Genomic DNA, 15,875 nt, shown 5'->3' on the forward strand with positions numbered 1-15,875 from the left:
CTACCGGGACGGCAGCGCCGCCAGTCCCTGCTCGCGCGTCTCCTCACGCTTCTCCGACACGACGAACGGCGTGGAGTCCTCGGGCGTCACGTCCCGGGGCCCCTCGCCGCGCAAGAGCTCGAAGACGGTGAGTGACGTCGTCGCGCCGTGCAGCACCTGCTCTCCCTGCGGCGCGTAGACGAAGGACTCCCGGGCGCGCTCACGCGTCCTGTCGCTGAGGAGCACCTGCCCTCGCCGGGCCAGGCCCGCGAGCTTCGAGGCGGTGTTCACCACCTCGCCCAGCACCGTGTAGTCGAGCCGCCCGGACGCCTTCGCGCCGATGCTCCCGGCGACGAGGTCTCCCGAGTCCAGCCCCATGCAGACACCATGCGCGTAGGGCGCATGCGCGCCGCCGCGAGTGGCCAGGGTCTCCAGTTGACGGCGGATGGACAGACACGCCTCCAGCGCCTGGTCCACGTGCCCTGGCCCTCGGAACACGGCCATCACCGCGTCCCCCACGAACTTGTCCACCGTGCCACCGCGCGCGAGGATTTCCGGGACAATGGCCTCGAAGTTGGCGTTGAGCCGGCGCAGCGACTCCGGGGGCGCCTGCTGGCTGAGCACGGGTGTGAAGCCATCCACGTCGATGAAGACGACGGTGCCCTCCACCCACTCGCCCGACATGTCCTCCGTGCCCTGCAACATCGGAGGAATCCGCTCCAGCACGCCGCCGGGGACGAACATGCGCAAAAGGCCGTTCTCCTCCGTGTATCGCACCGTGCGGCGCAGCTCGCGCACATGCTTGAGCGTCTTGATGAGCGTCGCCTCCATGTCCGGGAAGTCGATGGGCTTGGTGATGAAGTCGAAGGCCCCCCGGTTCATCGCCGTGCGCAGGTTGCTCATGTCTCCGTACGCGGAGACGATGACCACCCGAGTCAGAGAGCTGACCTCGCCCACGCGGGACAGGAAGGTGAGCCCGTCCATCCTCGGCATGTTGATGTCGCAGAGCACCACTTCGGTGTCGGGATTCTGGCGCAGCTCCTCCAGCGCCTCCTCGCCGTCCGACGCGAAGAGGAACTGGTACACGGAGCGGCGGATCTGCTTGCGGAAGCTCTGCTCCATCAGCACCGCGACGTCCGGCTCGTCGTCCACCACCAGCACCTTCGCTGGCCGTGACGGACGCCCCGCCTCCACCCGCGCGATGAAGTCCGAGGACAGCTCGTGCGCGGACTGGTAGCGCCGCGAGGGCTCCACGTCGAGCGCGCGCGCGAAGAAGGCGTCGACCTCCGTGCCCAGCCCGGGCACCAGCGTGGACGGCGGCACGGGGGCCGGAGGCACGTTGCCCAGCCGCAACTGCCGCAGCGATTCCAGGGGGAACGGGTGCTGACCGGTGAGCGCGCGGTAGGCCACCACGGCCAGGGCCCACAAGTCACAGCGGTGGTCCAACCGGGGCGACAGGCCGCGCAGTTGCTCGGGGCTCATGTAGCGCGGCGTGCCCGCCATCTCCTCGTCCGGATGAGGCTGCGCGTCGCCTCCCTGCGTCAACAGGGCGAGCCCGAAGTCGAGCACCTTCACCAGCTCTCCCGCCGTGCTGCGCGAGAGGAAGAGGTTGGCGGGCTTGAGGTCCCGGTGGATGACGCCCGCGGCGTGCGCGGCGGTGAGCGCGCGGGAGGCCTGCGTGAGCAGCCGCTCCACCATGGCGAGCGACAGCCTTCCGCGCCGGTTGAGCAGCGCCTCCAGGTCCTCGCCTTCCAGCAGCTCCATGACGATGTAGGGCTCGTCACCGGAGAGGTCGCAGTCATGGACCTGGATGACGTGTGGACTCTGGAAGCGGGCGATGGCCTGGGCTTCCCATTCGAACTGGCGCAGCGCGTGGGGGGTGGGCGCGCAGTGGCTCGCCATCAGCTTGAGGGCGACCAGGCGCTGGAGCTTGGGATCCCTCGCCACCCACACGGTGCCCATTCCACCGCCCCCGAGCACCCGCTCCAGGACGTATCGCCCGCCGATGACGCGTGGCTGAGACATGTCGTGTTCGTTCATGTTTGTTCGCCCCGAGCGGCGGGATGATGGCACATGGGGTCCACACCCGGTACCCCATCCCGGTCCCTCCCTACCCAAGCGGACGGGCCACCTCGTGCGAGGTGGAGATGCGGCGCGTGATAGCGTGCCGGCCCCGTTCCCCCGACACGACTTGCACCTCCCTACCCGTGGAGGCGTCCATGCACGAAGCGATCAAGCCCCCTCTTCCTCCTCTTCCCCACGCCGCCGGTGACGACGAGCCCGCTCCCGCGCCGCCGCACATGCCGGACGGAACCACCTACCCCGGCCTCGTCGTGCATCCGGGCCTGCGCCCGGGCATGCCGCGCAACGCGATGACGTCCGATCGGACGCCGTACTCAAAAGAGCCGCTGAAGGTGCTCGCCGGCAAGCTGCCGCCGGATCTGCATGGACATGTCTTCGTCGCGGGCCCCAGCGTCCATGCGGGCTCGCCCGCGCTGGCCTCGGATGGGCTGGTGCTGCGGCTCGACTTCGACGGCGCCGACGCGACCTTCAGCTCCGCCATCATGGAGACGCCGTCGTACTACGCGCGGGAACCGGTGAACGATGGAGCGACTTCTCGCGGCCCCATCACCCGCTACCTCAACGAGTTCCGTGAGACGACGCTCTCCGACGTGAGCATCGCGCTGGGCGCGCAGGAGGCCCCCAACACGGCGCCGTTCCTGGTGGAGGGTGAGAACATGTTGCTGGTGACCACGGACGCGGGGCGCCCGTGGGCCATCCACCCGATGACGCTCAAGGCGTACACGCCGCTCGGCTATCTGCGCGAGTGGAAGCCCGCCATCCCCACGCCCTGGGCCTTCCCGCTGCTCCAGAGCACCGCGCACCCCGCGTTCGCGCCCGAAGTGGCGGAGCCCATCTCTCCCCGGGAGACCGAGTCCCAGCAGAAGCCTCGCCTCTTCTTCACCAACCACGCCCCCAAGTGGCCGCTCGGCGAAGGCTGGACGCACCTGTCGAGCTGGGACACGTGGGAGAACCGGCTGCACCACTGGGCACTGATGGACGCGGCGACGGGCAATCCGGTGGTCGCCCAGTCGCTCCATCAAATCGCCGTCACGCGCGACTACGTCGTGTTGCTCGACAGCAACTTCCCCATCAACTTCTGGACCATCGCGGTGCAGGCGGCGCTGCCGGGGATGACGCGCGTGCAGCGACTGGTGGACAGATTCACCTCCGAGCGCGCGTACCCGCAGGCGGTGTTCTGGGTGGTGAAGCGCTCGGACCTGCGGCCCTCTCCCGGCACGCTGTCGCGGGACGACCCGCCAAGGATTCCGGCGCATCGCTTCCAGTCCGGCGGGGGTGGCCTGCACTTCGCGGCTCGCTACGAGAACCCGGACGACGTCATCACCCTGGTCGCGGGACACTCGCCGTCCGAGGACCTGTCCCACACCATCAAGGAAGGGGACCTGCTCATCAATGGCCGCCGGGCGGAGGCCTACCAGGAGGGCATGCCCACGGCGGTGCCGGTGACGCGCAGCTCGCTGGGGGTGCACCGCATCGACATGCGCAACCGGCGCATCGAGTCGCGCCTGCACTCGCACGACAACTTCACCTGGGGCCTCACCGTCTTCTCCAACGCGGGCCTCGTCAACGGAGAACTCGAGACGAACCTGCGGCTGTATCTGCGGCAGAAGTGGCGCTCGCCCACCTCCGACAACAGCGACGGGGCGGAGCCGAACTGGGTCATTCCGGATGACGAACTGGCCATCTACTTCAACTCGGATGGGTTCGCGGCGGACATGGTCCCCGAGTACGTCTACCAGCTCTACAAGCCCATCGTTGGAGACAAGAGCGGCCTGCCCATCCAGGAAGGCCGGGCCGCGAGCTTCTTCAAGTTCTACGTCAAGTCGGGTCGCTTCGACGGCTACGTGTTGCCCACGGGCTGGTTCGGCTTCGCGCCGCAGTTCGTGCCCAGCATCAAGCTGCCGAAGGTGCCGTACTGGAAGGGCTACGTCGTGGCGCTGGTGGTCTCCGACCCGACGCCGGACCTGCCTGCCGACTCCACGGGTAACGAGGTGTGGATCTTCGACTCGGAGAACATGAGCAAGGGGCCCATCTGCCGGCTGGGCAGCAAGTACTTCGACGTGGGCATGACGTTGCACACCACGTTCCTTCCGCCAGGGCTGGGGGAGATCCTCGACGGCCACGTGCCGGATAATGCGGGCCCGCAGTACTGCGTGGACGTTCGCGAGGACTACAACGTGGACGCGATGGAGAAGACGTACGCGGAGTGGCTCCCGGGACTGTTCCCCCGTGTCCCGCGCGTGCTCTTCACGCCGTGGAGGCTGGGAGTGAGGTGGGCGCTCAACTTCCCGAAGCTGCGCAAGGTATTCGAGCGAGACGTGTTCCCGAACTTCCCGCGCCAGCGCCCGCGGTCGCCTCCGGGCGGGGGCGGCAAGAAGGACTGAGCGTCACTTCGCCGGGAGCATCCCGGAGTCCGCCATCTCGAAGTCTCCCTCGGGGGAGACGAGGACAGCTCCCCCGAAACAGGAGATGTAGAGGCGTCCGTCGGCGAGCCATCCAGAGCCCTGAGGAGCACCGGGGAGCTGTCGCCAGGGCTCCACGTCGAAGGTCTCGCCCTGGGCAAACACCCGGTACAGTCGACCCGTGTTCCCTCCGAGGTGGGCCAGTCCTGTCGCGACGATGATGTGCGGCCCCAGGCGATGGATGCCAACCACATGGGTGTAGAGGATGTGCGTTTCGGTGGCGTCGTCCCGCTGGTGAACGAGTTCGCCACCCCACTCTCCCCGACTGGCACCCAGCAGATATCCGTCCGAGACACGCAGGCCGCATTGGGGCCGCTGGTTTCGCTTCTTCACCCGAGAAGGATATTCGCCCATGTCGAACACCTCGGCGGAGTAGGTCCGTTGCGCGAGGAAGACCGCGGGGAGTTCATCCGGGCCCAGGTCGAGAAACGGACGGGAGGTGGCCGTCAGGGATGCACCCGCATGCTCATGGGCGAAGAACACGGAGTTGATCCTCCCCGCCGGATACTCTTCCTCGCCCCGGATGACCCGAACGGCCTGGCTGGCCGCCTCCTTCACGGGCGGATACCAATGCCTCGCCGCGATGCGCTCGAGCGACTCGATGGCTCGCTCCGCGTAGAGCAACCCGAGAGCGCGGGCCGAGGCATGGACACGGCGCCAGTCCGGGCCATCTTCGAGCTGCGCGATGAGCGCATCGGTGGCCTCCGCGTATTGGATGAGGCCGAGCGCGAGGGCCGCGGTGATCCTCATGTCCCAGCCTTTGCTGGCCAGATGTTCAACGAGGACACCCCCCGCGTGGCGCGCGTGCGGGCCAAGCTCCGCGAGATCCCGCACCGCGAAGTCATCGTACGGCCGCTGCGCCAGGCGCTCGATGAGTTCTTGAACCCTGGCGGAGTGAGCTCCATCGACCCAGGTACCGAAACTCCGGAGGAATGCACTCACTCGGCCTGACGGGGTTGAGCCCAAATCCATACCTCCCAGGGGAAAGCCTCTCGAAAACCTATCACCCCCGAGTTCCGCGCGAGCCCCGCGGCGTGGTGACTCCTCGCATCACTCCCGTGCCATGACGGTACGGGTGGCGTCCTCGAAGAGCGTGTCCGGCACGGAGGCCAGGACTTCATCACGGCGTCCCTCGACCCAGGCCCAGCGCGCGCCCAGCTTCGTCACCAGGCCCAGGGTTCCACCACGCAGACGTGCGATGAAGTGCCGCGCCTGACCCTTGCCTCCATCGAACCGCCACAGCACCGCGTCGAGTTCCGGCGGCGGAGTGTCCGCCGCGAGCAATGGAGTGATCGCAGCCTGACACTCCAGCCGGAGGATGCGCGCGTCCAGTTCCACGATGAAGTCATGCACGCTCAAGTCGCCGCGCGTCTCCGCCTCGCGCAGGTACTTCACCACCCGAGCCACAGCCGCGGTGAGGTGGACATACGTGTCCTTGCCCCGACACAGGGCCGCCGCCGCGCCCGCTGTGCGCCGGGCCACCGCGAGTGCTTCCGACTCCTTGGGCTCGGAGCGGGAGTCCGCGATGAGCCGGTGGTATGCGCGGCCCGCGTGGCTGGTCAGTTGCTTCTGATGCCCGAGCGAGAGTGACTCCTGCGGCGTGAGGCGCGACGGCTTCGCGAGGAAGTCACGCACGTGGTCCAGCACGCGTCGTGCGACGGCCTCCTCGAACCGGTCAGCGAGGTGCGGCGCGACGAGCGAGGAGAACCACAGCCCCAGTTCCACCTGCCCCGCTGCCGGACAGACAGGGCGCGGCCCTCCCAGCGCCCACGGCCCGTCGGGCCGGTCCTCCGGGCGCGCGGCCTGGAGCGCCGCCTTCAGGATGATGTGACAGTGGGGCAGGTCCTCGACCGTCGTCATGTACGCGCTCCTCCGTGGCCTGATTCTCGGGCACGCGCGCCCCGCCCTCAATCTCCGCGTGAACGCAGCGCGGCGATGCGGGCTGCCCCGTCGCCATCGAGGTCCGAAGCAGACCCGGCCCCAGCACGAAGCTCACGCCTCCGTTCGGCGATACGGACTCACGCGCCGCCATCGAGACCTGAAGCCGCTCCGCCGCCTCGTCAGCACGAGGCTCACGCCTCCATGCGGCGATGCGGGCTCAGGCCTCCGCCATGACCGTGTCGACGATCTTCGCGGAGCACAACACCGCGGGCAGTCCCGCCCCCGGATGCGTCCCCGCACCCACGAGGTAGAGCCGGTCCACGTCCTCGCTCTTGGCCTGGGCTCGGAGGAACGTGGTCTGCATCAGCGTGGGCGCGAAGCTGAACGCCGCGCCCCGGAACGAGCGCAGGTCATCCCGGAAGTCCTCCGGCGTGAAGACTCGCGACGTCACCAACTCCTGCTCCAGCCCAGGCAACACCGTGCGCGACAGCCGGGCCGCCAGCTTGCGACGGAAAATCTCCGCCCTCGCCTTCCAGCTCGAGCCGTCTCCCAGGTGCGGCACGGGCGCCAACACGTAGAACGCATCGTGGTCCGGCGGAGCCAGCCCCACGTCCGTCGCCGTGGGGCGATGGAGGTACAGCAGCGGGTCCTCGGAAGGCAGCCCCGGCCCGGCCAGTCCGGAGAACATGCCCTTGAAGTCGCGTCCGAACAGCAACGTGTGGTGCGCGACGTCCGGGTACCGACGCCGCGTTCCGAAGTACCAGAGGAACACGCTCATCGAGTACCGCGCCTGCTGGATGCGCGTGTCCGTCCAGTGACTGCGCACATGCCTGGGCAGCAGATAGCGGTACGTCCACGCCGCGTCCGCATTGGACACCACGGCCTCGGCGGGAAGCCACGAACCATCCCCGAGCCGAACCCCCGTGGCCTTGCGCCCCTCCACCGTGATTTCCGACACCTCGCTGCCGTAGCGAACCTCGCCCCCCAGCGACTCCAGCAAGGACACCATTCCCCGCACCAACGCCCCCGTTCCTCCCACCGGAAAGAACGCACCCCAGCGCCGCTCCACGAACTGGATGGACGTGTACACCGCGCTCGCGGGCGAGAAGGGACTGCCGCCGATGAGGAGCGGATGGAAGCTCAGCGCCTGCCGCAGTCGCTCGTCCTTCACGTGACGCGACACCAGTCCATACATGCTCCGGAAGGCTTCATCGCGCACCAATGCCGGAGTGAACGGCGCGAGGCTGAGCACGTGCGGTACCGGCGCACTCATCAGCGGGCCGATGCCCGCTTCGTACATCCGCTCGACACGGGCACTGAGCGACAGGTAGCCCGCCTCGTCTCCAGGCGAGATGCGTCGCACGGACTCCAGCATCGCCTCCTTGTCCGTGTGGTAGTCGAACGTGACGCCGTCCGGAAAACGCATGCGGTACAGCGGCGTCACCGGCTTGAGTTCCACGTGGTCCGCCAGCTTCCGTCCCGCCAGGGCCCACAGCTCCTCGAGCAGGTGCGGACAGGTGATGACAGTAGGGCCGGCATCGAAGGTGAACCCGTCCTGCTGGAAGGCATGGGCCCGACCACCAGGTCCATCCCTCCGCTCCAGGACGGTGACTCGCCAGCCTCGCGCGGCCAGTCGGACCGCGGCCGCCAGCCCTCCAAAACCACTTCCGATGACGAGAACGCGCCTGCCGTCCCGCCGCGTGTCGAGCTCCACCCTGGCCGAAGGTCTCATCACCGTGGAGGTTCCATGGCACACCCGGGCCGCGCGCTCCACTCCGGCGAGCAGGCAACCCTCCTGGTGAAGCGACCGGGCGCTGTTGCGAGCCTGGGGGTGCACAGCTAGCCTCCCCCTTCCAAGGGGGGGTGCCGCGCCCCTGCGCGCACGGGTTGAGCAATGATTGAGGTTCCTGGCTACCGCAGCGACAGAGCGCTCTCCTCCTCCGGCTCCTTCCAGCTCCTTCGCGCCACGCGCGCGGAAGATGGTGCCCGGGTCACCCTGAAGGTCGCGGAGCCCACTCGGCCCCCGTCCCTCACCAATCGTCTTCGCCACGAATTCGAGCTCACCCACACCCTCCGCCTCGACGGCGTCCTCCACCCTCTTTCCCTCGAAGAATCCCGCCCCGGCATGTCCGTGCTCGTGCTCGAGGGTTTTGGAGAGACGACCCTCGCCCAGCGACTCGCCGCGGGCCGCATGGAGGGCCGCGCCGGGTGCAGGATCGCCGTCGCCCTTGCTCGCGCCGTGGGCCAACTCCACGCCGCCGGCATCCTGCACCGGGACCTGCAACCCGCCTCCGTACTGCTGAGCGCGGACGGCTCGTCCGTGAAGCTGACGGGACTCACCCTGGCCACGCGCCGCGCGCGGGCCGAAGTGGCGCCTGTCGCCCCGGAGCGCTTGGAGGGCACGCTCGAATACCTGTCGCCCGAGGGCACGGGCCGCACCCACCGCAGCGTGGACTCGCGCAGCGACTTCTACTCGCTGGGTGTCATGCTGTTCGAGCTGTTCACCGGCCGTCGGCCCTTCGCGGACACCGATGCCCTGGGGCTCATCCACGCGCACGTGGCGCTCCCCCCGCCGGCGCCACAGGAGCTCGTGCCGGAGCTGCCTCGCCCCCTCTCGGCCCTCATCCTCAAGCTGCTCGCCAAGTCACCCGAGGACCGATACCAGAGCGCGTACGGACTGGTCGCCGACCTCCAGCGCTGCCTCGACGCGCTGGAGGAGACCACCGGCGCGGTGCCCGACTTCGAGCTGGGCACGAAGGACGTGCCCGAACGCTTCGCCGTGCCCGAGAAGCTCTATGGGCGCGAGACACAACAGGCCGAGCTGAAGGCCGCCTTTGATCGCGCGGCGTCGGGTCGCTCCGGCTTCGTGCTGCTCACGGGTGCGGCCGGCATGGGCAAGTCCGCGCTCACGGGCACGCTCAAGCGTCCCGTGTCGGCGAGACATGGCCTGTTCGTGAGGGGCAAGTACGACCAGCTCCTTCGTGACACGCCCTACAGCGGCGTCTTCGAGGCCTTCCGCGAGGTGGCCCGCAGCCTGCTTGGCGAGGAGCGACTGGAGGATTGGCGCGCGCGCTTGCTGGAGGCGTTGGGTGGCATGGGGCGGCTGGTGGTGGACGCGGTGCCGCGCCTGGCGCTGGTGCTGGGCGAGCAGCCCCCTGTCGCCGAGCTGGGCCCCGCGGAGTCGGAGCTCCGGTTCCAGCTCGTGTTGCGCAAGCTGGTGGGGGTGCTCGCCACGCAGGAGCATCCGCTCGTCATCGTGCTCGACGACCTCCAGTGGGCGGACAGCGCGAGCCTCCAGTTGCTGCGCCTGCTCCTGTCGGACCGGGGACTCAATCACCTGCTCGTCGTCGCGGCCTGTCGCTCCGAGGAGCTGGGGCCCGAGCATCCGGTGGAGGGACTCACTCAGGCCCTGCGAGATGCGGGCACGCCCGTGCAGCGCATCGACCTGGAGCCGCTGACACCCGCACAGCTCACCCGCCTCGTGGCCGATGTCTTCCCCGCGGCGGCGGGTCAGCCGGACACGCAACTGGACGCGGTGGTGCTCTCGTTGACGGAGGGCAATCCGTTCTTCGCGGTGCAGCTCCTGCGCGCCTTCTACGAGCGCGGGCTCGTGCGCTTCGACGCGGAGGGCGGCGGGTTCCGGTGGGATGGTGGAGCGCTGCGCGGACAGGACTTCAGCGACGGCGTGGTGGCGCTGCTCACGGCGCGAATTCGAGAGCTGAGCCCGGGTGCGCAGGCCCTGTTGCCAGTGGCGGCGGCACTCGGACATACCTTCACGTTGCGCAACCTCGCCGTCGTCCTGGAGCGCTCGCCGGAGCAGGCGGAAGAGGCCCTGGACGAAGTGCTCCAGGCGGGGCTGGTGGCCCCGGTGGGCGAACGGCTCGCCGATACCGAGAGCAGCGACAGCTTCCAGTTCGCGCACGACCGCGTCCAGCAGGCAGCCCTGGAGCTGACGCCCGTCAGCGAGCATCCGGAGGTGCATGCGCGCATCGGCCGGCTGCTGCTGCGGCACACGCCTCCCGAGCTGATGGACGAGCAGCTCGCCGACATCGTCAGCCACTTCCACCTCGCCCTGCCCGTCTTGAAGGACGCGGAGGAACGCAACCGCGTGGCGGAGCTGGACCTGCGCGCGGGGCGCGGCGCCAAGTCACGCGGTGCGTGGGCCGCGGCGCTGCGGCTCCTGACGACAGGGCGACAGCTCCTCGGAGACGAGGGCTGGAAGTGGAACCGCGCGCTCGCGTTCGACCTGCACGTCGAAGCGGCCGAGGCGGCGTACCTCGCTGCGGACTTCGAGCAGATGGAGCGGCTGGCCAGCACGGCGCTGGCCCACGCGGTGGACCGGCTCGAACAGGTGCGGGTGCATCTGGTGAGACTCCAGTGTCACTCGCACCGGGGTGAGCACGAGCGCGCGGTGGACCTGGGGCTGAAGGTCCTCGGGACGTTGGGGCAGCACCTGCCCGCGAAGCCCAAGCAGGCGCATGTCCTGGCCGCCGTGGCGAAGACGAAGATGTACCTGGGGCTGCGCAAGCCCGAGGACCTGGAGTCACTTCCGGAGCTGACGGACCCGCTGCTGCTCGCCACGCTGCGGGTGATGATGAAGCTGGCCACGGCCGCGTTCATGGCCCGGCCGCTGCTCTTCCCGCTCGTCGTGTTGCGCAACCTCCAGATTTCCATCCGGCATGGGGCGACGGGCACGGCGGCCTTCGGCTACGTGGGCTATGGCCTGATGCTCAGCGTCCACCTGGGCAATCCCGAGGAGGGCTACCGCTACGGCCGGCTGGCATTGAAGACGCTGGACCGCTTCAGCGCGGAGAGCCTCCGGTCGATGGTCCACTTCGTCTTCAACCTCTTCATCCGGCACTGGAAGGAGCCGCTGTCGCCGTGCATCGACGACTTCTTCGCCGGGGCGAGCAAGGGCCAGGAGACAGGAGACATCGAGTACTTCGCGTACAACTCGAGCGCGGGCTGCGCCGTGTCGCTCATCGCGCGAGATGGACTGGGAGAGCATGGCCCGCGCGTCGACCGCTTCATCGATGCCCTCGCCTCGCACCGGCACCAGAACGTGCCCTTCCTCCAGTACACGCGGCACACGCTCGACGTGCTCACGGGTGCCTTCACCGGGGACGTGGAGGCACGGGAGCAGGACATCGTCGCCCCGTATCACCAGCTCGGTTATGCCAACGGCATCGCCACCTGCGACGTCATGCGCACCATGCGGCGCTGGTTGTGGGGTGATGCGAGCGGAGCGCTGGAGAGCGCGGCGGCGGTGGACGCGCGCGTGGAGCTCATCGCGGGGCAGATGTACCTGCCCTGGTACAAGTTCTTCCAGGGACTGGCGCTCCTCCAGCTCCATCCCACGAAGGGACCGCTGGAGCGAATCCGCTCCTCGCGCGCCATCGACACCCTCCGCAAGCAGATGCGGGGTTGGGCCCGCATCGCCCCGATGAACTATGGCGCGCGCGCGGAGCTGCTCGACGCGGAGCGCGCACGCGTCGACGGGCGCGCCGACGAAGCAGCGGATGGCTATGACCGGGCCATCCGACTGGCCCGGGAGCACGGCTTGTCGCTCGACGAGGGCGTGGCCTGCGAGCGGGCCGCGCACTTCCACCTGTCCGTGGGTCGCGAGCGAGTGGCCCGCTCGTATCTGGAAGAGGCACGGAGCGCGTATCTGCGCTGGGGCGCACGGGCCCTCGTCTCGCGAATGGAGCGAGAGCATCCGCGCCTGCTGACTTCTTCGGCTCCAGAGTTCCCTCGGACCGAGGAGTCCGGTGGCACTCCGCTGGCCGCACTGGACCTGGAGTCGGTGCTCAAGACGGCGCGCGCGCTGTCCGGCGAAATCGTGTTGGACAAGCTGCTGCGCAAATTGATGACGCTGCTCATCGAGAACGCGGGGGCGCGGCGCGGCTTCCTCATCCTCAAGAAGCCCGCGGGCCTCTTCATCGAAGCGGAGGGCTCCGTGGATGGAGCCCGCGTGCTGCAAGGGCAGGCCGTGCCGGTGGAGTCGTCCACGGCGCTGCCGGCCTCCATCGTCCACTACGTCGTGCGCACCGGGGAGACGGTGCTCCTGGATGACGCGACGGCGGAGGAGCCCTTCTCCGAGGACCCGTACGTCCGCAGCGCACGTCCGAAGTCCGTGCTGTGCAGCCCGCTGCTGAAGCAGGGCTCGCTCACGGGGGTGCTCTACCTGGAGAACGACGCGACGCGAGGCGCCTTCACGCCCGAGCGCCTGGAGGTGCTGCGCCTCTTGTCCTTCCAGGGCGCCATCTCCCTGGAGAACGCGGGCCTGTACGCGAGCCTGGAGGAGTACAGCCACACGCTGGAGCGGCGCGTGGATGAGCGCACCGCGGAGCTCCAGAGCAAGAACGTGGAGCTGGCGGGTACCCTCAGCCGCATCCAGGAGATGCAGCGGCAATTGGTGGCGCAGGAGAAGCTGGCGTCCCTGGGCTCACTCACCGCGGGCATCGCCCACGAGCTGCAGAACCCGCTCAACTTCGTGAACAACTTCTCGGAGCTGTCCGCGAAGCTGGCCGCCGAGCTGGACTCCACGCTGCGGGGCATGACGGACAAGTTCGACGCCACGACGGCGGAGGACGTGCTGGAGACGCTGGAGGACTTGAAGCAGAACTCGAAGCGCATCCAGTCCCACGGCCAGCGTGCATCGGGAATCATCAAGACGATGCTGCGGCACTCGCGGCGCTCGGAGGGCTCGCGCACCCGCGCGGACCTGAACATGTTGATTCGCGACAGCGTCAACCTGGCCGTGCAGGGGCTGCGAGCCCGCCAGGGCGCGGCCACCGTGGAGACGGACACGGAGCTGGACGCCACCGTCGGCACCGTGGAGGTGGTGGCCGGCGACATCAGCCGCCTGCTCATCAACATCCTCGACAACGCCTTCTACGCCACGGTGCAGAAGCAGCAGAAGGCCGACGCGGGCTTCGTCCCTCGCGTCCAGGTCTCCACCCGCCGGCAGGGAGACCGCGTGGAGCTGCGCGTGCGAGACAACGGGCCGGGCATTCCGCTGGAGATTCGCGAGAAGCTGTTCGACCCGTTCTTCACCACCAAGCCCGCCGGCTCCGGCACGGGCCTGGGCCTGTCGCTCTGCCACGACATCGTCCAGGAGCATCAGGGCGAGATTCGGGTGGAGAGCATCCTGGGCGAGTACGCGGAGTTCATCATCACCCTCCCCGCGCCCAAGGGCACCACCGCCGCCGCCTGACGCCGGACATGAGAAGGCCCCTCGTTCCACACGGGAAGGAGGGGCCGGAACATCAGAGAAGCAGCGCGGCGGCTAGGCCGTCTTCTTCTCCTTCTCCATGACGAGCTGGGGTGCCTCGTGACGGGTGATGACCGTCTCGGTGATCTTGCACTCCTTGACGCCCTCGCGGAACGGCACGTCGTACATGATCTCCAGCATCGCATCCTCGAGGATGGCGCGCAGGCCACGCGCTCCGGAGTGACGGCGCATCGCCTCGCGAGCGATGGCGCGCAGCGCCTCCTTCGTGAAGGTCAGCTTCACCTTCTCCATCTCGAAGAGCTTCTGGTACTGCTTCACCAGCGCGTTCTTCGGCTGGGCGAGGATGGTGACCAGGTCCTCTTCCTTCAAATCATTCAGCGTGGCGATCATCGGCAGACGACCGATGAACTCGGGAATCATCCCGAACTTCATCAAATCTTCCGGCTCCGTCAGCGCCAGCAGCTCGCCCACGCTGCGGTCCTCGCGGTGCGAGATTCGCGCCCCGAAGCCCAGGCCCTTCTCACCCACGCGGCGCTTGATGACGCCGTCGATGCCGTGGAACGCGCCGCCGCAGATGAACAGGATGTTCGTCGTGTCGACCTGCACGTACTCCTGCTGGTTGTACTTCTTGCCACCCCTCGGGGTGACATTGGCGCGCGTGCCCTCGATGATCTTCAAGAGCGCCTGCTGCACGCCTTCACCGCCCACATCGCGGGTCGCGCTGGGCATGTCGCCCTTGCGCGCGATCTTGTCGATCTCGTCGATGTAGACGATGCCGCGCGCCGCCTTCTCCACGTCGTAGTCGGCGTTGTGGAGCAGGTTCTGGATGATGTTCTCCACGTCCTCACCCACGTAGCCGGCCTCGGTGAGGCTGGTGGCATCCGCGATGGTGAACGGGACGTTGAGGAAGCGCGCCAGCGACTGCGCCAGCAGCGTCTTGCCGCTGCCCGTGGGGCCGATGAGCAGGATGTTGCTCTTGCTGAGCTCCACCTCCTCGCCCGACGGACTCTTCACGCCAGGGCGCGGTCGAGCCGAAGGCTTCTTCTGGTAGATTCGCTTGTAGTGGTTGTACACCGCTACGGCGAGTACCTTCTTGGCCTGGTCCTGCCCGATGACGTACTCATCGAGGAACGCCTTGATTTCCGAAGGCGTTGGCAGGCTGACCTGAGGCTTGCCTTCTTCACGCTCGTTCTCATCCGCGATGATGTCGTTGCAGAGCTTGATGCACTCATCGCAGATGTAGACCGTAGGTCCCGCAATCAGTTTGCGGACCTCGCGCTGCGATTTTCCGCAGAACGAGCAGGACAGGTTGACGTGGTGCTCCTTCTTCACTGCCGCCTCCGAGTTCGCCGACCCCGGTTCCCCCGGAGCCACTTCGCCGTCCACCGCTCCCCAACCCAAACGGCCTGCCCACGTCTCGAACAGCCGCCGGGCCCACCTACATGGGGGCCCATAACCACTATAGGGCCCTCCCCCCTGGGCAGGAAGCCCAACGGTGCGGGCCCGTTACGGAGCGTACAGCCTCCGCAACGGGTGAGCGTTCAGTAACAGTGGCTCAGGCGTCCGTCACGCCCGCGGCGAGCTCTTCCACGTCGTCCGCCAGGGCGGCTGCCCGCTCGGCAACGGCGTTCGGAATCTTGCGGCACCCCGCCAGCTCGCTGGCGAGCTTCCGAGCCATCGACGCCAGCTTGCGCACCTGGAGGCTCTCGGGCGGCGGCTCGGGCGGCGGACGGGGGAAGCGCTCGGTGAACTCCTTCTTCAGCTCCGTCGGAGACTTCTCCGGACTCCAGATGCTGTCACGTAGGGATTTGTATTCAGTGGGTGACAACTGGCCCCGCTCCTCGGCGTCGGCCAGCACTTCGATGACCTCGAAGGCCGGAGCCTTTTCCGGGAACTCCTGAGCCCGCAGCTCCTCCTCGGGCTCATGCTTGGCCAGGAAGCTGAAGGAACGGGTGAGCTTGAGGGCCGTCTGCTTCTTGATGTGCAGTTCCTTGAGGCAGTAGGCCTCGAAGGTGGGGTGGCCCCACTCCTCGAACTTCGCCTCGTCCCGGACCGTCACGAGCAACTTGCCCAGCTCGGCCCAGGTGGACTTGAAGCGCTTGGCGGCCATCAGCACGGTGTGACGGAACGTCCCCGGCGGCACGCTCAGCGCTTTCTTCGCGATTTCGGTCTCGGCAACGGATGCGGCGGACATGGCCCCGGTATGCGGCATGCCCGCGAGGTGGGCAAGAAAGTGG

The 15,875-nt window shown here is 68.2% G+C and carries 8 protein-coding genes; 2 read left to right on the forward strand and 6 right to left on the reverse strand.

Annotation, left to right across the window (positions count from 1 at the left end; genetic code table 11):
* A complete protein-coding gene (locus HUA74_RS25315; RefSeq protein ID WP_174456610.1) occupies positions 1-2,004 on the reverse strand; it encodes a response regulator in 2,004 nt (667 codons plus the stop codon).
* Positions 2,005-2,198: 194 nt separating this feature from the next.
* On the opposite strand from HUA74_RS25315, the gene HUA74_RS25320 reads away from it, so the two are divergent.
* Positions 2,199-4,445 (forward strand): carotenoid oxygenase family protein, encoded by a 2,247-nt coding sequence (locus HUA74_RS25320; protein WP_174456611.1) that lies wholly within the window; start codon positions 2,199-2,201, stop codon positions 4,443-4,445.
* Positions 4,446-4,448: 3 nt separating this feature from the next.
* On the opposite strand, the gene HUA74_RS25325 is transcribed toward HUA74_RS25320, so the two are convergent.
* From HUA74_RS25325 to crtI, 3 genes are all read right to left on the reverse strand, one after another.
* Positions 4,449-5,495 (reverse strand): HEAT repeat domain-containing protein, encoded by a 1,047-nt coding sequence (locus HUA74_RS25325; protein ID WP_256434706.1) that lies wholly within the window; start codon positions 5,493-5,495, stop codon positions 4,449-4,451.
* Between the two features lie 78 nt (positions 5,496-5,573).
* A complete protein-coding gene (locus HUA74_RS25330; RefSeq protein WP_174456613.1) occupies positions 5,574-6,383 on the reverse strand; it encodes a hypothetical protein in 810 nt (269 codons plus the stop codon).
* A 238-nt stretch (positions 6,384-6,621) separates the two neighbouring features.
* Positions 6,622-8,136 carry a phytoene desaturase family protein gene (gene crtI, locus HUA74_RS25335; protein WP_174456614.1) on the reverse strand — a complete coding sequence of 505 codons (1,515 nt, stop codon included), beginning with the start codon at positions 8,134-8,136 and terminating at the stop codon, positions 6,622-6,624.
* 162 nt (positions 8,137-8,298) lie between these two features.
* Between crtI and HUA74_RS25340 the strand changes: the two genes are divergently transcribed.
* Positions 8,299-13,620: a trifunctional serine/threonine-protein kinase/ATP-binding protein/sensor histidine kinase gene (locus tag HUA74_RS25340; protein ID WP_174456615.1), complete on the forward strand. Its 5,322-nt coding sequence runs from the start codon at positions 8,299-8,301 to the stop codon at positions 13,618-13,620.
* A 72-nt stretch (positions 13,621-13,692) separates the two neighbouring features.
* On the opposite strand, the gene clpX is transcribed toward HUA74_RS25340, so the two are convergent.
* Together clpX and HUA74_RS25350 are read right to left on the reverse strand one after the other, a co-directional pair.
* Positions 13,693-14,970: an ATP-dependent Clp protease ATP-binding subunit ClpX gene (clpX, locus tag HUA74_RS25345; RefSeq protein WP_141644784.1), complete on the reverse strand. Its 1,278-nt coding sequence runs from the start codon at positions 14,968-14,970 to the stop codon at positions 13,693-13,695.
* Between the two features lie 223 nt (positions 14,971-15,193).
* Positions 15,194-15,850 carry a hypothetical protein gene (locus tag HUA74_RS25350; protein ID WP_141644785.1) on the reverse strand — a complete coding sequence of 219 codons (657 nt, stop codon included), beginning with the start codon at positions 15,848-15,850 and terminating at the stop codon, positions 15,194-15,196.
* Positions 15,851-15,875: the final 25 nt, after the last annotated feature.

It is taken from the genome of Myxococcus sp. CA051A, from assembly GCF_013336705.1.
GTDB lineage: Bacteria > Myxococcota > Myxococcia > Myxococcales > Myxococcaceae > Myxococcus > Myxococcus llanfairpwllgwyngyllgogerychwyrndrobwllllantysiliogogogochensis.